This window comes from Mesorhizobium sp. M1078, from assembly GCF_040318615.1.
Taxonomy (GTDB): Bacteria; Pseudomonadota; Alphaproteobacteria; order Rhizobiales; family Rhizobiaceae; genus Mesorhizobium.
The window spans coordinates 444,554-465,381 of record NZ_JAMYMP010000002.1 but is presented as its reverse complement, the minus strand read 5'-3'; the positions used below and the strand labels follow the sequence as shown (position 1 = coordinate 465,381).

The 20,828-nt window shown below is 61.5% G+C and carries 22 protein-coding genes and 1 pseudogene; 18 read left to right on the top strand and 5 right to left on the bottom strand.

What is annotated here, in order from left to right; translation table 11 throughout:
* A partial coding sequence (locus NKH38_RS06385) for an Ig-like domain-containing protein (protein ID WP_502905772.1) occupies positions 1–1,530 on the bottom strand: 1,530 nt, incomplete at its 3' end.
* 323 nt (positions 1,531–1,853) lie between these two features.
* Here NKH38_RS06385 and NKH38_RS06380 point away from each other — a divergent pair.
* From NKH38_RS06380 to NKH38_RS06370, 3 genes and pseudogenes are all read left to right on the top strand, one after another.
* Positions 1,854–3,050: an IS256 family transposase gene (locus tag NKH38_RS06380; protein WP_352761685.1), complete on the top strand. Its 1,197-nt coding sequence runs from the start codon at positions 1,854–1,856 to the stop codon at positions 3,048–3,050.
* A 141-nt stretch (positions 3,051–3,191) separates the two neighbouring features.
* The gene (locus tag NKH38_RS06375; protein WP_348524363.1) at positions 3,192–3,485 is read left to right on the top strand and encodes a helix-turn-helix domain-containing protein; all 294 of its coding nucleotides are present in this window, start codon (positions 3,192–3,194) and stop codon (positions 3,483–3,485) included.
* Positions 3,486–3,505: 20 nt separating this feature from the next.
* Positions 3,506–4,438 (top strand): annotated as a pseudogene (locus NKH38_RS06370) (IS110 family RNA-guided transposase); the annotation flags it as partial.
* Positions 4,439–6,206: 1,768 nt separating this feature from the next.
* On the opposite strand, the gene NKH38_RS06360 reads toward NKH38_RS06370, so the two are convergent.
* Entirely contained in the window at positions 6,207–6,455 is a 249-nt protein-coding gene (locus NKH38_RS06360) for a helix-turn-helix domain-containing protein (RefSeq protein WP_023825680.1), read from the bottom strand.
* 425 nt (positions 6,456–6,880) lie between these two features.
* Here NKH38_RS06360 and NKH38_RS06355 point away from each other — a divergent pair, with 425 nt between their 5' ends.
* Positions 6,881–7,408, top strand: a complete 528-nt coding sequence (locus tag NKH38_RS06355; RefSeq protein WP_023825679.1) for a helix-turn-helix domain-containing protein — start codon at positions 6,881–6,883, stop codon at positions 7,406–7,408.
* A gap of 864 nt (positions 7,409–8,272) precedes the next feature.
* Here NKH38_RS06355 and NKH38_RS06350 read toward each other — a convergent pair.
* The 3 genes from NKH38_RS06350 to map form a co-directional block, all read right to left on the bottom strand.
* Positions 8,273–9,526, bottom strand: coding sequence for a tyrosine-type recombinase/integrase (locus NKH38_RS06350; protein ID WP_352761682.1), 1,254 nt, complete (start codon positions 9,524–9,526; stop codon positions 8,273–8,275).
* A 147-nt stretch (positions 9,527–9,673) separates the two neighbouring features.
* Positions 9,674–10,333 carry a JAB domain-containing protein gene (locus tag NKH38_RS06345; protein ID WP_352761680.1) on the bottom strand — a complete coding sequence of 220 codons (660 nt, stop codon included), beginning with the start codon at positions 10,331–10,333 and terminating at the stop codon, positions 9,674–9,676.
* A gap of 113 nt (positions 10,334–10,446) precedes the next feature.
* Positions 10,447–11,280, bottom strand: coding sequence for a type I methionyl aminopeptidase (gene map, locus NKH38_RS06340; RefSeq protein ID WP_023681623.1), 834 nt, complete (start codon positions 11,278–11,280; stop codon positions 10,447–10,449).
* Between the two features lie 278 nt (positions 11,281–11,558).
* Between map and NKH38_RS06335 the strand changes: the two genes are divergently transcribed.
* The 14 genes from NKH38_RS06335 to NKH38_RS06270 all read left to right on the top strand — a co-directional run bounded on the left by NKH38_RS06335 (position 11,559) and on the right by NKH38_RS06270 (position 20,827).
* Positions 11,559–11,855 (top strand): DUF982 domain-containing protein, encoded by a 297-nt coding sequence (locus tag NKH38_RS06335; RefSeq protein WP_023688240.1) that lies wholly within the window; start codon positions 11,559–11,561, stop codon positions 11,853–11,855.
* A gap of 147 nt (positions 11,856–12,002) precedes the next feature.
* Entirely contained in the window at positions 12,003–12,278 is a 276-nt protein-coding gene (locus NKH38_RS06330) for a DUF6074 family protein (protein ID WP_023729887.1), read from the top strand.
* Positions 12,279–12,613: 335 nt separating this feature from the next.
* Positions 12,614–13,282 (top strand): DUF2161 domain-containing phosphodiesterase, encoded by a 669-nt coding sequence (locus tag NKH38_RS06325; RefSeq protein ID WP_352761692.1) that lies wholly within the window; start codon positions 12,614–12,616, stop codon positions 13,280–13,282.
* 498 nt (positions 13,283–13,780) lie between these two features.
* Entirely contained in the window at positions 13,781–14,875 is a 1,095-nt protein-coding gene (locus NKH38_RS06320) for a tyrosine-type recombinase/integrase (protein ID WP_352761677.1), read from the top strand.
* Entirely contained in the window at positions 14,872–15,426 is a 555-nt protein-coding gene (locus NKH38_RS06315) for a hypothetical protein (protein WP_352761675.1), read from the top strand. Before NKH38_RS06320 ends, NKH38_RS06315 begins: the two co-directional genes overlap by 4 nt.
* A 122-nt stretch (positions 15,427–15,548) precedes the next feature.
* Complete coding sequence (locus NKH38_RS06310; protein WP_352761674.1) at positions 15,549–15,755, top strand: hypothetical protein; 207 nt, start codon at positions 15,549–15,551, stop codon at positions 15,753–15,755.
* A 386-nt stretch (positions 15,756–16,141) separates the two neighbouring features.
* Positions 16,142–17,074, top strand: coding sequence for a hypothetical protein (locus tag NKH38_RS06305; protein ID WP_352761672.1), 933 nt, complete (start codon positions 16,142–16,144; stop codon positions 17,072–17,074).
* Positions 17,071–17,700 carry a BRO-N domain-containing protein gene (locus NKH38_RS06300; RefSeq protein ID WP_352761670.1) on the top strand — a complete coding sequence of 210 codons (630 nt, stop codon included), beginning with the start codon at positions 17,071–17,073 and terminating at the stop codon, positions 17,698–17,700. Before NKH38_RS06305 ends, NKH38_RS06300 begins: the two co-directional genes overlap by 4 nt.
* A 216-nt stretch (positions 17,701–17,916) precedes the next feature.
* Entirely contained in the window at positions 17,917–18,366 is a 450-nt protein-coding gene (locus NKH38_RS06295; protein ID WP_352761668.1) for a hypothetical protein, read from the top strand.
* Positions 18,363–19,145: a terminase large subunit domain-containing protein gene (locus tag NKH38_RS06290; protein ID WP_352761666.1), complete on the top strand. Its 783-nt coding sequence runs from the start codon at positions 18,363–18,365 to the stop codon at positions 19,143–19,145. Before NKH38_RS06295 ends, NKH38_RS06290 begins: the two co-directional genes overlap by 4 nt.
* A gap of 73 nt (positions 19,146–19,218) precedes the next feature.
* Positions 19,219–19,821 (top strand): hypothetical protein, encoded by a 603-nt coding sequence (locus NKH38_RS06285; RefSeq protein WP_352761664.1) that lies wholly within the window; start codon positions 19,219–19,221, stop codon positions 19,819–19,821.
* Positions 19,818–20,012 carry a hypothetical protein gene (locus NKH38_RS06280; RefSeq protein ID WP_352761662.1) on the top strand — a complete coding sequence of 65 codons (195 nt, stop codon included), beginning with the start codon at positions 19,818–19,820 and terminating at the stop codon, positions 20,010–20,012. Before NKH38_RS06285 ends, NKH38_RS06280 begins: the two co-directional genes overlap by 4 nt.
* Positions 20,013–20,024: 12 nt before the next feature.
* On the top strand, positions 20,025–20,153 hold the full coding sequence (locus NKH38_RS06275) for a hypothetical protein (RefSeq protein ID WP_352761660.1): 129 nt from the start codon (positions 20,025–20,027) through the stop codon (positions 20,151–20,153).
* Positions 20,150–20,827 carry a hypothetical protein gene (locus NKH38_RS06270; protein WP_352761658.1) on the top strand — a complete coding sequence of 226 codons (678 nt, stop codon included), beginning with the start codon at positions 20,150–20,152 and terminating at the stop codon, positions 20,825–20,827. Before NKH38_RS06275 ends, NKH38_RS06270 begins: the two co-directional genes overlap by 4 nt.
* Position 20,828: the final 1 nt, after the last annotated feature.

Genomic DNA, 20,828 nt, shown 5'->3' with positions numbered 1-20,828 from the left:
AGTGAAGCCGATGGTGCCCGAGGTGGTCTCCGAGTTGGCGGCAGCGTTCGAGCCCGCGGACTCGCCGCCGCGTGCCGGAAGGCCGGCCTCATAGACGGTGGTCGAGGCAAGGCCCGGCGCCGGAATGCTGTCGGTCGGCGTCGAGTCGCCGATCGAGATGGTCAGCGTGGTGTGCGAGGTGTCGCCGTCGCCATCCTTGATGGTGTAGGTGAAGACGTCGTCGTGGCCGCCCTGCGAGCCGGCATCGCGTACATAGGAGTAGGAGCCGTCGGCGTTAAGCGTCAGCTTGCCGTAGGTGCCCTGGATCTGCACGCCGAGCGAGCCGGTGAAGTCGGCATTGGTGTCGCCGGCCTGGACGCCAACCACCGCTGCGCCGTCTGCACCCAGGACATCGATGCCGGTCACCGGCGAGGTGGTGCCCACCGCCGTCAGCACGTTGCCGGCCTCGGCCGTGAACTGGTTGGAGGCTACACTGTCGGTATCGGCATGCGCCGTCGGCACGTCGTCGATGATGTTGATGACCAGGTTGCCGGCCGGTGCGCTGTCGCCGTCAGTGTCGGTGACGACGACTGCGAAGCTGGCGGTGGTGTTGTCGCCGGTGGTGTTGTCGACGAGCGTGTAGGAATAGCTGATCGTGCCGGCGCCGGTGGCCGGATTGTAGACATAGCTTGCCGTCAGCGAGCCGGTGGCGTCGGTGAAGGTCTGCGCGGCGCCGGTCAGCACATGGCCGCCGAGCGAGACTACCGACACGCCGTCCGGCGAAGTGAAGCCGATGGTGCCCGAGGTGGTCTCCGAGTTGGCGGCAGCGTTCGAGCCCGCGGACTCGCCGCCGCGTGCCGGAAGGCCGGCCTCATAGACGGTGGTCTCTCCTATGAGCCCAATCGATGGCGTGGAGTCCTTTCCCAAGACGCCGATGGTCAACTCGCGTGGCTCCAACTGCCCAAACTGCAGGTCCGTCGGGGGGAGCAAGGCCGAAAGGTCGAATCCGTCACCGATACCGCCTGGGGGAACCGTAAAGTCCCCACCAGCACTGCCCGGGGCACCTCCCGGACCAGCCGACATGGAACCGTCGGCGCCGAAGGCGACATCGACGTGGCTTGCTTCAAGGGCGGCCAGCAAGGCAACGCGCGGCACCTCGACGTCGCCGATGATGAAGGTCGGCACGTTCAGGGCGCCATCCTTGATCGCGATCACCGAGCCGTCGGCCTGTTCGAGCAAAAGGTTGTGGCCGTCGACCTTGATGTTGTCGATGGAAACGCTGGACGGAAGCCTGACCATGTTGCTAGCGTCGGCCACATATTCATGGGGCGCCGCCGCTGCGTTCGCCGCCGCGGGAGCCGCCGGTTGAACGGGCGCGCCGCTTCCGACGTCGACCGGCACCGGTTCGGACGCTGGCGGCGCGGGCGGCTGCGTCGAAGTTGCTTGCGCAACCTGGATCTCTACCGGCGTTGCCTGGCTGCTGTGTTCATTCGGCCCGGAATGCTCGTCGGCCAAACCCGAAAAACTGTCCAAATCGATATTGGTGGTCATTGCTGAAATCCCTCCGGCATTTCCCGGCAAGAGACAGGCACCTCCAAAGAATTGCAACCACTTGTAAGGCTGATTGATATAATCAGGTATGACGCTGCAGTTGAATGTTTAGGCTTAGTTAACTTCCGAGATATACTATGTTATGCGCGACCTGCCGTGAACGGGCGGTCGTGTCCCATCAGGTGGTGTAGCTCGGCGGTAGCGAAGCCGCTCACGAGCGCGCCGTTAGTAGCGCTGTAGCGAGCGAGCGGCGTGTGGGTGGTCATCGGCGCTTTCGGGTAGGGTTTGGTTGTTGACGCCAACCCATTTCGGAAGGACCACCGATGACCGACGACATGATGAACCTGCGCACGCTCGTGGAGAAGACCCCGGATGCCGATCTGCTGCGGGAGATGATCGGCTTTGCCGCCGAGCGACTGATGGAAATGGAGGTGGGCGCGGCCACCGGCGCCAGCTATGGCGAGAAGAACCCGCTGCGGCTCGCCCAGCGCAATGGCTACCGCGACCGGGACTGGGAGAGGCGGGCCGGCACGGTCGAGCTGCGCATCCCGAAGCTCAGGAAGGGAAGCTACGTCCCAGGTTTCCTCGAACCGCGCCGCATGGCCGAGAAGGCGCTAACCGCCGTCATCCAGGAAGCTCATGTGCAAGGCATCTCGACCCGGTCGGTTGACGACCTGGTCAAGGCAATGGGTATGAGCGGCATATCCAAGAGCCAGGTCTCGCGGCTGTGCAAGGAGATCGACGGGAAGGTGAAGGCCTTCCTCGATCGGCCGATCGAGGGCGATTGGCCATACCTGTGGATCGACGCCACTTACCTGAAGGTCCGCCGCGGTGGGCGGATCGTCTCGGTCGCCGTTATCATCGCCGTCGGCGTTAACGCGGACGGCCGGCGCGAGGTACTGGGCATGGAGATTGGCACCTCGGAGGCCGAGCCGATCTGGACAGAGTTCCTGCGCAAGCTGACACGTCGCGGCCTGCGCGGCGTCAAGCTCGTCGTCTCCGATGCTCACGAAGGCCTCAAGGCGGCCGTCACCAAGGTGCTGTGCGCGACATGGCAGAGGTGCCGCGTCCACTTCATGAGGAACGTGCTGGCCCATGCCGGCAAGAGCGGCCGCAGGGTCGTCTCAGCCTTCATCGCCACCGCTTTCGCCCAGGAAACGCCCGAGGCCGCGTCCGTACAATGGCGCGCCGTCGCCGACCAGATCCAGCCGAAGGTGCCGAAGCTGGCGACAATCATGGACGACGCCGAGCCCGACGTGCTGGCCTACATGACCTTCCCCAAGGAACATCGCGCCAAGCTCCACTCGACGAATCCGATCGAACGTCTCAACGGCGAGATCAAGCGGCGCACCGAGGTCGTCGGAATCTTCCCGAACGACGATGCGGTCGTGCGCCTCGTCGGCGCAATCCTGCTCGAACAGAACGATGAATGGGCAGTGCAGCGGGCCAGATATATGACTCTGGAAACGATCAGCCAGATGAGCGATGATCCCCTGATCAGCCTGCCAGCCGCGCGCTGATCAGCCCGGCCCATGCCGGAGAGCACGGCGACTAATGCCGCCAGCTACACCACGCCGCGGGACACGATCTGACGGGCAAAATGGCCGGATTATGCCTTCTCAAAAAACAGAAAGGGAAACCATGGCGCGAATAGCAGTTATATGATCTCTGCCAGGGACTTTCGTTCACCGGGGCAACGAGAAATGACGATCCGAGGTGTCCAATGCAGAATGGCTCGGGCGGCGCTGGGACTGAAAATAAGCGAGCTGGCCAGCCTTGCGGGGGTCGCCCCGACAACGATCACGCGATTGGAAGCTGGCACTCCAATAGGTCCACGAACACTCAGCTCGATTGAAAAAACTCTTGAGGAGGGAGGTATCAGGTTTGTCTTCGCTGAGAATGGAGACTGCGGCATAATGCTGAGTCCGTTTCAAATTACCTTTGTTGTGGAGTAGTATATATAAGTACAGCAGGGCAACTGCGGCGCGTCGGCCACGAGGCCGGATCGCTGTCGCCCTGGCTCAATCCCGAGCTTCTGAAACGCGGCCTTCCGGCGATCTGCCTGGAGACACAGCACGTGGGCGCCGCGATGTCGGCGCAGCGCAACAACACGGATGCCGCCGATGCGCTCGGCATCGCCCACATCATGCGCACCGGCTGGTTTCGTCAGGCCCATATCAAGACGCAGGATTGCTATCGGATGCGGCTTTTACTGACCCACCGGCGCAACCTGAAGCGCAAGTTCGTCGATTTTGAGAACGCCTCCGGCACTCGCTGAAGGCGTTCGGCATCAAGCTTGGCGGCACGTCGCGTGGCGCTTTCGACCAGGCGGTGCTCGCGGCCGATCCGCTGTCAGCCGAGTTGATGGACGCCATGTTGTCGGGGCGCGCCGTTCAGTGGCGGGAATATTGCCGGCTGCACGATCTGGTGGTGAGATCGTCGCGCGTAGCGAGCTGTGCCGACGCTTCATGGCCATCCCCGGCGTCGGCCCGGTGACGGCGCTCTCCTTCATGACGGCGATCGACGACCGCGCTTCCGCCGCTCGCGTGACGTCGCCGCCTACTTCGGGCTGACCTCGCGGCGATGCCAGTCGAGCACATCGATCGACGTCCAGGGACGCATCTCGAAGGCTGGCGACGCGGCCGTGCGGCGCGCGCTCTACGAGGCGGCGTCGGCGCTGATGACGCGCCTCCGCGGCATGGACAAGGGCAAAAGCTTGGGCCGGGAAATCGCCAAACGCTCCTGCCATCGCAAGGCGTGCGTGGCGGTGGCGCGCAAGCTGGCGGTGATCATGCACGCCATGTGGAGCGACGGAACGTTCTACGTCGGCGATCCGGCGGCAAGCCCAACCGACGCTGCCCAGCGCGCTCATCTCAAGGACCGCAAGCTGCTCGGAGCCCATCGATGAGCAGGGGATCGTCAGTTGAAACGCAGGGCGTCAGCAACGTGAACGACGCCAGCTGAACACGAAGATCCGCCTTGGCGGATGAGGACCGATGCAGACCAGGAACGACGGAACGCACGTTATCTTGCCTGCGGCCGCGCCGATCCACAGACGGCCGGACCGCGCTCGATTGCCTGTGACGATGCTCCGCCAGTCCGATGGAAAAGTGCGCCACGACGGTTCGAGCGCTGCCACAGTGCAGCCGAAACACCCGTCGCAGAGCGCGTAAGACTGCTCGGCGCATCGGAACTCGACGCCAAAACGTGGAAACGTAGCGTGGAGAATAAATTCGTATATTATCGTAGATGGAAGGAGAAACGACGATGCGTACAAATTCTCGCCTAGCACGACCGATTAAGACGGCGAGATAAAAGGCCGCGAGGTGCGGCGTCGGTCGGTTGTGTTATTCCAATAGGTTATTCCCAATTTTCGCGAGGTGCAGGTTTTCCCTGCACCTCCCAAGATCGTCGATTTTCGTTCTTCGTCCATAGCTTAGTGCGATGTGCGGCCACCCGGCTGGCCTTTGCGGGGGCTGGGGCCGGGAAGGAGGGCGTGGTGAGATTGTTCTTGAGGTGGCCGCTCGTCGTTAGATAACGAGCTGTTGGGTAAACTTCGTTAGCACCTCGCCGACTTAGCCTGAGGTGGCCCGCGATCGGCGAACCCGCTGCAGCAGAGGGGCGTCACTTCGGCCCGTGGAGCCGACGTCGCCAGCGCCGGCCGCAGGATGGCGGCCGAGCGCAGGCTTGTCGGCTGGCGTCATCTTCCGCATTGCGGATGCATAGGCTTCACGCCCAGTGGAAGCGAGCCAGTCGCGACACGTCCGCCCTCAAATCCAAGGTTCCGTCGGAGTGTTCGTCGGGCACGGCATCCTATCCGAGATGCAGGCGCTACGCATCGCCCGGCCGCACTGGCTCTCGACTGCTTGGGTCTGCTGATCCTGACACGAATGCGCAAACCGTCGTGTTACGCTTTGATGGTTTTACGCCACTGGCGTGATGGCCATCAATGCAAATGGGAGAGGTTGCCATGTCTAGGATCAACCGCCGCGCCTTGCTCCTCCACTCCGGCAGCGCAGTCGTCGCGTCGTCGATGACGGCAACGGCGCTCGGTGCAGAGCCGCCGAGCCGAGACCAAGAACTGTCTAATAGTCTTCGAGCGCTGATTGAGGCGCACAAGACAGCCTATGCTGAGTTCGGCAAAGCCCTGCACGAGTTAGGCGGTGGCAGCGGCGACCCCGCAGAGCCAGCCGGCAAGAGGAGAGAGCGCTGCTCGCCATCTGCGCCTATCCGGCTGTTGGGGAAGGGACTCGCTTGGCCAAGGCCCGATATCTTTTGGAGATCGAGGCGCGCGGTGAACTAGACCACCCAGAGCACATGCGGGCCGTTCTCCGATCGACGATTTGGAAGGGATGATGCGACCGGCGCACGGACGGTCGGTAATGAACGTCTGGGTATGCGCCTCATATTGGACGCAGAAGGTTAGTTTGCCGTTGCCCGTAACGCGTCTCACAAGAGGCGCATCGGTTTGCTACTGCAGCGTGATGACCGTCGGGTTGCGACGACCACGTTCAGGCCGCTTAGATATTGCTGGCTAAACCCTGAAGGCGCTTCCACCTCTTCCTGGGTCACGGGCTTCTCTCCCGACACAAGCGACCGAAGTCTCAGCCCACGAGTTTGCGCATGTCCATGTGCGTAGACTTGGCAACTTACACATGTTGAGTTTATCAACTTCTTTATTCGTCAAGCTCCGACTTCGATCCCTGCAGATCAGCTGAGGGTCGTTTCAGCAATTCTGCGGCGTCCACGCCCAGCACTTCGGCCAGCCTATCAACGACATCGATGCTGGCATTATACACGTTGCGTTCCAACGCACTAATGTAGGTGCGATCGATCCCTGCCTGATGCGCAAGCTCCTCCTGTGACAGGCCTTTGGTCTGCCGCAAAGCTCTCAGGTTTCGCGCGAACACCTCTCGGATTTCCATAGATCCGAGAGCATTGCCTTGAAGAGTATTTCACCACGGAGTATTCTCGACAATCGACATTCGGAGACCCAGATTCCGTGATTGGTTTTGGACAGGAGAGCTTCCGCTCGGGTTCATGCTTCTCATCGCGGTCGGCCTGCGGCCGCCGCAAGATGGGATTGGAAAGGCTGGTGAGCCGGATCTCTAACGCCGCCATTAAGGTATTCTTTCTGCGGCTGAGACGAGTATCGCTGGGCTGCAAGACCCTACTGGCGATTGGGTGCCGCCAAAACGGCATCAAACTCTCTGACCATTTGGGTAATCCGGATTACCCAAACCAAATGCCAGAACGCCGGTCAGGAAGGTTTCGCACTCCCTGATCATTTGGAAGTTTGGTGAGCTTCGCGGGAGCGCAGCACGACGAACTTTCCAGTTTGGAGTGATAGATGCAGCATCAGAAGATTTTTCCGGAATCGAAGCGCACCAGATTCGAGGTGTGGGAAAGGACCGGAGCGGAGAGCGCGCCTCATCCCGCCGATCAGCACGTCGGCAGGCAGATCGCGGTCGTTCGCGTCCAGTCGGACGTCTCGCAGGCCCAGCTTGCCCGATCCATCGGTATCAGCTTCCAACAGCTCCAGAAATATGAGAACGCGAGGAACCGGGTGAGCGCATCCATGCTCTATGAGATCGCTAAGTCGCTTGGCGTTCCTGTCAGGCGCTTTTTCGAAGGCCTGCCCGGAAATAACGAAACCAGCCTTAACGCTTCGCCTCTGCCGGTCGATGAGCGCATCAACTTTATCGCCAGCGCGGAAGGCCGGCGCCTGATCGAGGGGTTGATGCAGATTCCTCCACGGGTGCGTGGTCGCGTGGCAGCCGTAATCGTTGCATTGGGAGAGGAATTGGCGGGACCCGACGCGAATAGGGACACCAAGGCGTCGGACAAATCCGCTCCGTCTGACCGCAATACCGCTTGATACGCGGTTGCGGCGTTTTCGTAGTAACTCGCGAGTTCGTGAGTATGTATTCAAAGCGGGGCGGTTCCCATGCCCCAGCTTCGCACCGGCCATCTGCCGTCTGCCCTCTTTTCCTCTACCGTGAAGTAAAAATCCCTGAATCGTTTCGCCTCGAAGCGTGGCAGCATGTCCGAAAATTGCGCTCTGGTGACGTCAAGGACAGACTCAGCGACGGCAGCTGATCGGCTTCAAAAAGGGCGCCCGCGTCGGGATGTTCCGTCTTCATGGGAGTTGGGGCCATGATCATGACGACGCCAGGCCATCTGAATGCTGCGTTCGGCATGACGAGCAAGGCGGGCAGTATGACATAGGTGAACTCGACTGATTGGCGGGGCGGACCTTGCTGCACGACCTGGCCAAAATTTATGTTGGCTGAGCCGACGATCTCACCGCGCCATTCGCCCGCAACGAGCGGCGGCAGCTGAAGACGGGTTGCCTTCTTTCGGACGGTCATTTCATAGGTTTTGCGTCAGGAAGCCGGCAACATCAACACCCGCTGCCTCAAGCCTACACCGGCTTCCCGCGACGACCGCCAGCCCAGTTCGTGCGAATCTGATGGGGCCGTGTATTGACCAAGAGGAAAACAGGCGGGCCACCATTCGCCAGGCTGCGATATGGTTCGAAGGAATGTCCGTACTTCCAAAACCGACTGAAAAACCGGTTGAATTCTGGAATTCAAGCCGGTGCGGTCGCGTTGGCGAAGCCAAAAAGGCAAGCGATTTCAATCGGTGGAATGGCGCGCCCGAAGAGATTCGAACTCCTGACCCCCAGATTCGTAGTCTGTTCCCCAGGTGAAGCTCTACCCCTGCCGGCGATCACAGATGGTCATGCAGCTTCCTCGAGTGCGGCTTTACGCTTCTTCTTCATCATGATCTCGCGGACAAACTTGTCCCACCGCGCCATGGCAGCACGCTTTTCCGGCATATAATTCCAGCGATCGTAGCTCTTGGAACTGACGTCCTGCAGAGTGTGGTTCTGCAATCGGTCTCGGATCTCTTTCGAGAGCCCTGCCTTTCCGGCAAGCGTCTTCCAGGTTCGCCGGAGATCGCGGTTTGTCACGACGGGGATGACCTCGCGACCGCGTTGGCGCCACATGAACGAATAGAGCGTGCCATGGCTGACTGGTTTGGACGGGTCGGTTGCGGATGGAAAAAACCAGCCAAATTCATTCGGCTTGATCGACCCGATAAGCTCGGCCGCGATCTTGGGCACGGGGATGGCGTGAGGCTTTCCATTCTTAGTTTTGGACCAATCGATGATGCGCTCGGCCGCATCCCATTGATCGACGTGTAGCCGAGCGATCTCCTCGACGCGCTGGCCGGTCAGCATAAGAATTCTTACGGCACGCGTGTAAGGGGGGTGGACCGGGGCATCGGGAGATTCGAGCCAACGATAGAGACGGATAAATTCCTCCTCGTCCAACCAGCGTGTTCCAACGTTTTTTGGTTCGGTTGGAATACCTGCAGCTGGATTGTAGACGAGACGAAAGCGACGGACCGAGGTTGAGCGGTAGTCATGCTCGGATTTCAGCCCCCAACTGAAGGCCGATCGAATATAGCTGCGAACATGATCGGCCATGGACCGTTTGCCTCGCTGATAAATCGGACGAATGATGTCCCTGATCTCCTCAGGCTCGATGTCGCGGGCAGGGCGGTTGCGGCCGAGCGAATCGGCGATCTTGTTCAAGCCCTTTTCGGCCTCCTTCCAGGACGGTTTTCCATCTGCCTTGAGCGACGCGACGTAAGCCTCGAACAGATCGGCGACCGTGCCGGGGCGCGTGTCGCCCGCAATCTTAATGCTGCGTCCCTTCTGGATCATGTCGGCGAAGTCGCGTCTGAAAATCTCACGGGCTTGGCTGATGCCCATTGACGGATACGAGCCGAGCTTTTTCTTGAGACGCTTTTGGTCTCGCCACTGCTGGGCCATCCAGTCCGCCGTTACGCGGGTCGGCATTGGCTTTATCACTAGCACGAGGCGGCCTGTTCCGTGGCCCTCGCCATCGACAAGGTTCTGCTGCCTTCCGGTCTCCACGACCTGCTTCAAAGCGCGGCGAATCTCTCCATCGGTAAGGCTTGGCACTGGGGTCTCCCGTAGGCTTTCGAGTGGGATCGGCTGACGGGTAGTAGGGGTCTGTGGTTGGGTATAAAATGGGCTTCGATCCCCCTAAAACCGACCCCAATATGCCACAATGTCCGACTCTGCGACAAGTCGAAAATGCAATATGTATCAATGTGCTAAAGCGTGATTGTGCGTGATCGAAAAGAAGCGAGTGGGATGGTTATGCACCAGGATGACGGCGCTGGCCGACAGTTCCAGCGCGCGCTTGATCACTTCGCGCGGATAGACCGGCGTGTGGTCCACGGTGCCGACCTGCTGTACCTCGTCGGCGATCAGCACGTTCTTCTTGTCGAGAAACAAGATGCGGAACTGTTCGCGGTTCTCGAACGCCATCGCCGAGCGGCAGTACGCAAGAAGCTGCGTCCAGTTGGACAGCACCTCGCGGTCGCGAACCTCGGTCCGCGCCATGCGCTGCGCGGCAGCGGCAATCACCTTCAGGTCGACCGCCACGGCGGGGCCGATGCCCTTCACCTCCTGCAGCAGCGCCACCGGTGCGCCAAGCACTTCGCCAAAAGTGCCGAAGCGCGCCAAGAGCGCCTTGGCGATCGGCTTGGTGTCGACGCGCGGGATCAGGCGAAACAGCAGCAGTTCGAGAAGTTCGTAGTCGGGCAGGGCGTCCGCGCCGCCGGCAACGAAGCGCTCGCGCAAACGGTCGCGATGGCCGTGATAGTGTGGCTTCTCCGCCACTCTTGGTGCCTTGTCCTTCGCCGGTGGTTCAAGCCACCGCTCGGAGAAGAACCCCCGTTCGTCGTCACCGCTGTTCCCCATCCATCCCCCACACTCCCCGAAGGCTTCGACGGCAGATTAGAGCGGTAAGCAGCGCGCGGTCGAGTTTTTTCGGCGACGGCGCCTCAAAGCTGCGGCTTGAGGCGATCTTGTTTTCAGCTGACCGGCGGCAGGCCGGGGCGGTCGAGCTTGTTTGGCGACAGGGTGAAAATCTCGCAGCCAGTTTCGGTGACGCCGATCGTGTGTTCGTACTGCGCCGACAGCGAGCGGTCGCGCGTCACCGCCGTCCAGCCGTCCGACAGCACTTTCACATGCGGCCGGCCAAGATTGATCATGGGCTCGATGGTGAAGATCATGCCCGGCCGCATCTCGACGCCTTCCGAGGCGGTGCCATAGTGCAGGATGTTGGGTGCGTCGTGGAACAGCTGGCCAACGCCGTGGCCGCAGAAATCGCGCACCACCGAGCAGCGCTCTGCCTCGGCATAGGTCTGGATGGCGGCGCCGATGGCGCCGGTGCGGGCGCCGGGCCGGACCGCCGCGATTCCGCGCATCAGGCACTCATGAGTGACTTCAAGCAGGCGTTCGGCGGCGCGCTTGATGGTGCCGACGGGATACATGCGCGAGGAATCGCCGTGCCAGCCGTCGAGGATGTAGGTGACGTCGATGTTGACGATGTCGCCATCCTTCAACGGCTTGTTGTCTGGAATGCCGTGGCAGACGACGTGGTTGATCGAGGTGCAGGACGATTTGGTGTAGCCGCGGTAGTTGAGCGTCGCCGGTAGCGCGCCTTGGTCCATGCCGAATTCGAAGACGAAACGGTCGATGGTCTCGGTGGTGACACCCGGCTGGACCATCGGCACCAGTTCATCGAGGCAGCGCGCGGTGAGATCGCAGGCCTTGCGCATGCCGGCAAATCCTTCTTCGCCGTAGAGGCGGATCTGGCCGGTGTTCCTGAGGGGTGCCGTGGCGGCGTCGAGATAGGTGACCATAGTGTCCGTTTGCCTGTAAGCGGGCGGCGCATATCAGCCCGTTAGAAAATTTCCCCAGATTTGGCACTGCAAGCCGCAACGTTCAAGGAAGAACTGCCGGCAATGGACTGATACTGGCGATATTCCTGGCTTGCGCGGCCGCTCAGATGACATCCAGGTGCGCGATCTCCTCCGAATGCCGAGATCGCACTGACGACACATTTTCGCGCAAAAGCAGCCAAGCAACTTTTGACGACGAACGGCGTTGCTGTGGTCGACGCCAGTTCGGGAGATATAGAATGGACAGATTGCAATTCGAGGTGCCGGTGCGCATCGCGCCCGCGCCCGGGCTGCCGGTAGAGGAAATATACAGCGTCGAACAGGCGCTGGATATCCTGCATGACTGGCCAAAGAAGCGACAGGGCAAGGTCTATGAAGCGGCGTTCAATGCCTGCTTCGGGGCCACGGTGGATGTAGTCAGGACAGAAGACGCCTGGCGCGCCTTCATGGCGTTTTGCCGGGTCAGTGGCCTGCTGGCCAGGGATATGATGGTTACGGCCAAGCGCGCCGGCGAGGCGAGGGGCCTGAGGGTCTAGAGTTCTGCTTGGCCTCGAGGCAGGCCAACCGACTCGCTCCAATCGGCGGGGACTCCGCGGCGTTAAGGTTCCGTTTCCCACTTCACAGCTAGGCATGAGGCCATGGAGCAGCGTCTGATTCGTTGCGTCGGTCTCATGGTGCAGAATATGTCCTCAGCCAATGTGCGTGCCTTCCCGCTAGACCGGCAGACCGTGCTGGTGCGCGAGGTCGCCGCAAGGCTGGGCAGACTGCACGGCGACACGGCCACGTCGTTCTGGAAGGCCACGGCGCGCGAACTCCTCGACAAGGCGGTCGCAGCCGGCAGCGATGCGGCTTCGGCGGCCAACGATGTCCGCCGGTTTTTTGCCGCGGTCCAGGACGAGATGCATTTCAAGGCGGACGATGCCGCACCGGGGCAGCGCCGGACGCGCACCCGCCTCTAGCTTCGAACAGAGCACCGACACGCGCTCACTGTGGCTAACCGTGGACCGGTCTTGGCGTCGACGATCTCGGGCCTTGCGCTGTCGATCGTGCCGTCCCAGCCACGGCGAGCGCCTTGTTGAACGCGAGACAGGCGATGAAATACTGGTCGCGCTCGGCCCTGGCGACGTCGGTCATCGCCAAGGAAATCGTCGAGCGCTATGGCGGGACCATCACGTCGGAGAACCTGCCTGACGGATGGCTTTTGCAGATGGTGGGATCGACGCGGCTTAGCGCAAGGCGTCGGCCTCTCGGCGATCCCTGTGCCGACCCGATCCGAATCGGCTATGCCTGCGCGATGCAGGAAACGTCTCTCTACATCCCGGTGAAGCGGTTTCTCGAGAGCCTGGAATTCACGGTCAAGGGCGAAGTCGGGCACTGCGATATCGTGGCGGTGCGCGACGGCGAGCCGCCTGTGCTGGTCATCTGCGAACTGAAATTGCAGTTCAACCTCGAACTGGTGCTGCAAGGTGTCGATCGCGCCGCGGCATGCGACGAAGTATGGCTGGCCGCGCGCATGTCGGCGCGTGGCAAGGGCCGCGAGCACGACCGCCGTTTTCGCGCGCTGTGCCGGCGGCTCGGCTTCGGGCTTCTGGCTGTCAGCGGCAAGGGGGAGGTCGAAGTGCTGCTCAGCCCGGCCGCTCTGCCGCCGCGTCGCGATCCAAAGCGGCGCTCGCGGCTGATGGAGGAACACCGGCGCCGGCGCGGCGATCCGGTGGTCGGCGGCGGTTCGCGCGCGCCGATCATGACCGCCTACCGGCAGGATGCGCTGGCCTGCGCCGCAGCCATGACCGACGGGCCGAAACGCCCGCGCGATCTGAAAGCGATTTCGCCGCGCGCGGCCAGCATCCTATTGGACAATGTCTATGGCTGGTTCGCCAAGGCCGAGCGCGGCGTCTACGCGCTGACCGAGGGTGGCCACGCGGCGTTGCAGCGCTGGCCGCAGGTAGCGCACGACCAGGGATGAGTGGCCGGAGATTGCCGCGAGCAGGCGCCGAGGGAAACAGCCGCTGTTCGCCGTTTCAACCGATGCGCCGCGCCACCGTTCCAGCCGCTGCTAGTTCGGCGGCGGCCGCGAGGCTTCCTGTTTTCCTGAAAGATCTGGTACGCCCAAGGGGAATCGAACCCCTGTTACCGCCGTGAAAGGGTCGCTATCAATTCCAACCGTGCGCATGCGTATGTAAGCAAATCAACCGGTTAGGCATTGCGTTGTCCACTTGTGTTTATGCTTGTCCAACTCAGTTGAGGGGTATATATTGGACAAAGTGTTGGACACGGAAGGCGCCGGCAAATGGTCGAGAAGGTACGCGACAGGAAGATGGACACGGCTAATGCCCGCAAGGCATTGCCGGCGAGGGGAAAGCCTTACTATCGAACAATCGCCAAGGGCCTGCACCTTGGATACCGAAAGGGCCAGGCAGGCGGCCGCTGGGTAGCTCGGCACTATGTTGGCGAGCAGGACTATGTGGTCGAGACGATTGCCGATGCAGACGACAAGCTTGAGGCCAACGGCACCACGGTCCTGACCTTCTCCCAAGCCCAGGATCTTGCCCGCCAGCTTCATGCCGCTCGTAATGCGCCGGCGCCGAAGGCAGGGCCTTACACAGTCAACGATGCACTCGACGCCTACGTCCATTGGATGGAAGGAAAGCGAAAGTCCGCAACGGACACCAAGTGGCGCCGGAAGTTGATCGAAGCCGAGCTTGGCGACAAAGAAGTTGCAAAACTCACGGCAGACGAAATCCGCACGTGGCACCGGAAGGTCGCTCAGACCCCGCCGAGGCTTCGCACCAAAAAGGGCGATGACCAGCGGTATCGAGAGCTAGGCACGGACAGCGCATCGATCCGGCAACGCCGCGCAACAGCCAACCGCGTCCTGACCATCCTCAAGGCTGCTCTCAACTATGCCTGGCGCGAAGGCAAGGTCGATTCCGACAAGGAATGGCGGCGCGTAGAGCCGTTCGAGGACGTCGAGACGGCGCGGGTGCGGTATCTCTCTATCGCTGAGGCGAAGCGGTTGGTGAACGCCTGTGAGCCTGATTTTCGCAGCATTGTGCAAGCGGCGCTTCAGACCGGCGCCCGCTATGGCGAGCTGGCCCGGCTGACAGTGGCTGATTTCAACGCCGATGTCGGCACGCTTACCATTGGTGAGAGCAAATCGGGGCAGGTCCGCCACGTCGTCCTGACTGAGGAGGGCAAGAAGCTTTTGGGTCAACTCGCCAGCGGCAAGGAAGGCTCGGCGCTGTTGATGACCAACGCCGCCGGCAACCCTTGGGGCAAGTCTCACCAGTCGCGGCCGATGATCGACGCCTGCGCCGCCGCCAAGATTAGCCCGGTGATCGGTTTCCATGGCCTTCGCCATACCTGGGCGAGCTTGGCCGTCATGAATGGGATGCCGCTGCTCGTCGTTGCTGCGCAGCTCGGTCACACCGACACCCGCATGGTGGAAAAGCACTATGGCCACCTATCAAAATCCTACATCGCTGAAGCGGTGAGAGCCGGCGCCCCACGGTTTGGCATCGAAGAGACCAACATCATCCCGATGGAGGCTGCACAATGACGGGGCTCCGGCATCCCGACTACCCGACCTTGCTCGAAGCGATTGACGAGTTCGGCCGCGAAACGCTTCTGCCGCTGCTCGCGGCTGGCGCTGTGAAGGCAAAATTTCTGAACCGCAACACTGGCCGGTTTTCGTCGGCAGTGGAATGGCGCGCGCGACAAATGTTCCTTCGTGATGGCGGGGTAGACGTCGTTGAGGCTGGGCAAACGTCCATGGGCGAGGTCATTTATGTATGGCGATGGGAGGTTCGGCGTGCGCTTGCTCGCGCCGCTCTGGACAGTAAGCCACGGCCGACCTTGGTCATGGTTGACAACGTCACCGACATGCAAAAACCTTCGACGGTGGCAGACGAAAAGCGATGCCAGAAATGGCTTCAGGAGCAGATGGCTTTAACGCCTGCCAATAATCCGCGTCCAAAGTCCCTCTGGGAAAAGGAAGCATCGGAGCTGTTCAAGGTGAGCGGCCGAGGCTTCGATCGCGCATGGGCCAACGCTATTGTTGCGACCGGGGCAGAGGCTTGGGGCAAGGCCGGAGCGAAGTCGAAGCAGTGAATTGATTCACCCCTACTTACTGTTTCAATCGCCAGTTTAATCGCGCATAGTATTCCGCTGAAATAAACTGCTTCAAATAGGCGTCCTCTCAGTTGGTTCATTTGAACCGGAAAGGACGCGATATGAACACCGTCGTTGCGGCGCTCACTATCCCCGAATTCTGCCAAGCAAACCGCATTTCCAGGGGCAGCTTCTATAATCTCAAAAAGGCTGGCAAGGCTCCTCGCCTCATGGTCGTCGGGAACCGGATCCTCATCTCGCCAGAGGCCAACGCAGAATGGCGTATTGCCCGCGAGCAGGATGCTCTCACCCATGAGGTGGCGGCATGACGCTGGATCACTCGCACTCGGCCGCTGTCGACCTTGCCGGCAACTGGCTTGCTCAGAACCCACGCGATCGGCTCGCCGAGCCCGTCATACCGCTTTTGCGCCAGAGATTCGGCTTGAGCGTCTCCGAGGCGCTTGAAGCATGCCGTGTCGCTGCTCAGGCTAGGGAGGCGCACCATGCGAAGCCCTGATAAGCGAAACGCCGCCCTGGCTGGCACCAGGAACGGCGTTGATAGAACCGGCGCTTCCGAAGGCAGCCTCCCAGCAATTTACCCCACCTTCAGCCGCACCGCAACGGACTTCGCTACGGCGCTTGTCGCGCACCGATGGCACCTGCCGGCGCCGACGGCTCGAGTTGTGGTTGAGCTTGCCTGTCTGGGAGGCCCTTCATGAGCGACCCCTATGCACTGTTCGACGAGATCATCGGAGCCGTGTTTGAGGACGTTGCCCCCAAGCCGACCTCTTATCAGGCTAGCCATATAAAGCGGAAGCGTGCCAGCCGTGAGGACATGGAGGACCGTCGGCGGGCGCTATGGAACATAGTGCTGGAAATGAAGCCAATGACCGTCCGCCAGGTCTTCTATCAGGCGACGGTCCGCGGCATCGTTGAGAAAAGCGAGGCCGGCTACAACAAAGTGCAGACCGATCTGGTGCAGATGCGCCGGTCGGGCATGCTTCGATATGACTGGCTGGCTGACAACACCCGCTGGCAACGCAAACCCCGCACCTTCGACAGTATCGAGGAGGCTCTTGAAGACACCGCTCGATTCTACCGCAAATCGCTCTGGACCGATGCCGGCGCCTATGTTGAAGTTTGGCTGGAGAAGGATGCCCTAGCTGGTGTGGTGCAGCCGGTGACTGCCAAGTACGACGTGCCGCTCATGGTTGCGCGCGGCTATGCGAGCCTGTCATTCCTTCACGGGGCGGCAGACTACATTGCTTCGCTCGACGTGCCGACGTTCATCTATCACTGCGGTGACTTCGATCCGAGCGGTGTCAATGCGGGCGAGAAGATAGAGCAGACCTTGCGCGAGATGGCGCCCGCAGCTGAGATCCATTTCGAACGTCTGGCAGTCAGTAAAGGTCAGATTTCAAGCTGGGACCTACCGACGCGCCCCACCAAGGCCACTGACAGCCGCGCTAAGGGCTTCGGAGACATCTCGGTTGAACTGGACGCGATCGAGCCCCAGCGCCTCAGGGACCTCATTGAGGCGGCAATCCAGCGCCATCTCCCGCCCGACCAATTCAAGGTGCTGCTGGCTGCAGAAGCGAGCGAGCGCGAACTGCTGAAGGCATTCGTCGGTCAGATTGGTGCACCATGAGCAAAATCGGTCGTGCCGGCGCTGAGCCGAGACATGTGCGCCTATATCACTGGATGCTGGACTGCCCGGCATATCAATCGCTGGACGTCTATGCCCGAGCGCTGCTGATCGAGTTCAAGAAGCGCTATACCGGCACCAACAACGGCGACATCGCGTTTAGCGGTAAAGAGATGGAAGAGGCCTTAGGCTGCAGCAACAGGCCGGCAGACAGAGCCCTGAGAGACCTGTCCGACCGGGGCTTCGTGAAACTTGCCAAGCGCGGACACTTCGACTGGAAGGCGCGAGACAACGGCGGCAACCGCGCCAGTACCTATGTCCTCACCGAGTATTCGATCGACTATCCCCAGCGCAGCGCAATGCCGGCCACCAAAGACTTCATGAAATGGAGGGCGACGGAAAAAACGCGGGGTGATGTCGTCACCCGAATGGGGGGACCTCGTCACCGCATTCAAGCCAACATGGGGGGACCTCGTCACCCGAGTCGGGTGAGTACGTCACCCGATGGAAGCAAGATTGACGATAGCAATGGGGTGAGTACGTCACCACCATATAGTATACCACATACCCATGGAGCGGCCCCTGCCGACCAGGCTGCCAATCCATACCGGGCAGCAAAGGGTGAGTAGGGCACCTCGCGTACCTCGCGTTTCCGTAGCGTCTCAAAGAAAACCCCCGCCGCCGACGCGCGTTCCGGAGACGGTTTTTCTTCATCCTCTTCGTCCTTTGCCCAGGCCCCCTTTGACCGGAAGTACGTCTTGCCGCTGTATCAAGGCGGTAAATGGGCGAGGTTTGACAGGAATGTACAAGGAAATACAATGACTTGACGTTGCCGCGCTGATATCATGTCCAACGTTCGGCCAACTCAGGCCGGTAAAAAGCGGGCATTTTCGTTGGCAGATCGCAAACCAGTTGTCGGCGCAAAGTCAAGGCAACGTAGCCGTGTCGGCAACGGCACCGACCTGCTGCCCGACATTGACGGTCGATCAGCAATCGCCCGTCGCATCCGTGAGTTGCTGGCCGAGTTCGTCAAAGACATGGGCGGCGACCCGTCCAGCCCCAAGCTCGTCATTGCCAAGCGTGCGGCTGTCCTCTCGGCCTGGTGCGAGAGTGCCGAATCGAAGATGGCGAAGGCAGATGAGGCGTTCGAGGCTCTCGATATCGCCAGCTACACCACGGCCATCAACTCGCTGCGCCGCCTGCTGACTGACATCGGCCTTGAGCGCAAGGCCAAGGACATCACAGGCAGCTTGAATGATTATGTTCGGAAGAACTACGGAGCGGCCGCCGGATGAAGGCCCTCTCAGCAATCCCGATCGACAAGGCGCTGCTGGACGCTGGGCTGCTTGGCGCTGCACTCGGCGAGCCGGCGACATGGGCGCCATGGATCGCAGTGCTTCGCGCCGCCTTTGCCCTTCCCATGACGGAAGCCGACCTCGCCACCTTCAACCAAGTTGCTGGCGGCCGGGAAGTGCCAGAGAGCCGCGTGCGCGAGTTGTGGGCCATCGTCGGCCGCCGATCCGGCAAGAGCCGCATGGCCGCCGCTGTGGCCGCCTACATGGCAGCGTTTGCCATCGACCATTCGAAGCTTAGCCCCGGCGAGGTCGGTACTGTGCTGGTGCTGGCGGCATCCAAGTCGCAGGCATCAGCCGTCCACAACTACGTCCGCGCGTTCTTCCAGTCGTCGCCCTACCTTCGGTCGATGCTGCTGCAGCCGACGGCCGACGAAATCCGGCTTTCCAACGGCATCGTCATCGCGGTGCACTCAAGCTCCTACAAGACCGTTCGCGGCCGCACCCTGGTCGCCTGTGTGTTCGATGAGACGGCATTCTGGCGCGACGAGAGCAGCAGCCAGCCCGATGTCGAGAGCTATCGAGCGATCCTGCCGGCGCTGGCCACGACCAAAGGTCTGCTGGTCGCCATCTCCTCGCCCTATCGGCAGGCCGGCCTGCTCTACAGCAAGTTCCAGGACGCCTACGGGCAGAACATTCCCAACGTCCTCCGTCGTCAAGGCAGCTACGGCCGTCTTCAATCCGACGATCGACACCAGCATCATCGAGCAGGCGCATCGTGAAGACCCCGAAAGCGCATCGGCAGAGTGGGATGCAGAGTTCCGCGGGGACCTGTCCAACTATATCGATCGCCGCGTGGTGGAAGCCTGCATCGAGCCCGGCGTGCACGAGCGTGGCTACGTTCGGGATTATCGGTACACCGCCTTTGTCGACACGAGTTCCGGCGCGTCCGACAGCATGGCGCTTGGCGTCAGCCACAGGGAAGGCGCTCGCGCCGTTCTGGACTGCCTGCGAGAGGTGAAGGCGCCCTTCAACCCGGCCGACGTCGTGCGCGAGTTCGCAGCTGTCCTGAAGAACTACCAGATTACGTCCGTGAAGGGCGATGCATACGCCGTCGGGTTTGTGCGAGATGCTTTTGAGAAAGCCGGCGTCCGGTACGTGTTGAGTGAGCGCAACCGGTCAGAGCTATACCTCGACGCATTGCCGACGCTGATGTCCCGCTCGGCTGTCCTTCTCGATAACCCCCGACTGGTCGGTCAGATTTCCCAGCTTGAGCGCCGCACGATGCGCTCGGGACGCGACGCCGTCGACCACATGCGCGGCATGTCCGACGACCTGGCCAACGCTGCTCTTGGCGCGATCGTCAATGCGCCGACAGCTGAGGAGTCCACCCGAACCTATTACTACGGCCCGAAGCCGACCGGCAAAATGAGCGATCCTTTGGAGGCATTCCGATGAGCACACTTGGCGAAGTTTTCGGTTCGAATGGCCGGGAACGCCCGAACCCGTTCAAGCGCGATGCCGAGGGCAGGATCGTCAGTGTATCGGCGATCTCCGCCGCGATCCGGGAGAACCCGACGCGCGCCATCCAGCTTTGCAAGGCAGCCGGGGAAAACCTCGATGCCTGGTTTCCGATGAACCCTCGCTGAAGGAGGTCGACAATGCCCGTTTATGCAGGACCAGCCAACGCGGCCAAGCTGCGCAAGGAACAGAAGCAGCGCGAGGCCCAGGCGAAGGCCCGTCAGGCCCGGGCCCTTGCGCACGCCAGCCGAAAAGGAACCCGGAAATGACCCTGCTCTTGTCTGCCCACACCGAAGCGCTGCACGCTGCCCGCACGTCCGGCGAGTTCGCCGCGGTGATCTCCGCGCTCGACACCGACATGAATTCCGCCATGGTCCGCAAGGCCGAACTCGAGAAGGCCGAGGACAAGGCCATTTTTGGCGATGGTGATCTGGCCGAAGTCCGCGCCGATCTCGCCGCCTGCATTTCCGAGATTGCACTCTACGAGAAGGCGATCGAGGGCGCCGACATCCGCCGCATTGAGGCCGCGAAGAACGAGGCCGCGATCGATATCGAGGCGCTGGGCAAGGATGCAAAGGCCAAGGCGGCCGACCTTTCGAAGCGCTGGCGCCGTGTCGCCGGGCTCATCGAGGAGGTTCGAGGCGAACTGTTCGAATGCGATGCACTGAAACGGTCTTTGATGGCGACGGATGGCGACTTCGAGCGGGCGCGGCGTCCTGACCTGCGCATCAACCTCAACAGCGTTCGCCGCGAAGCCATGGCTGGCAAACGCGCGGCCTCACCTGAGCGCCTGAGCCGCCCGGCTGTCCTTGTCGACAAGACGCTCCTGTCGTTCTTGAGCCTCGGTGGTCCGCCCGATGGTCGCGCCACGGTGCGCGCCAGCCTCAACCCGACCGTGCGCAAGGGCGACACGCATCATCCAGGGCAAGGCGAGGAGGCCTGAT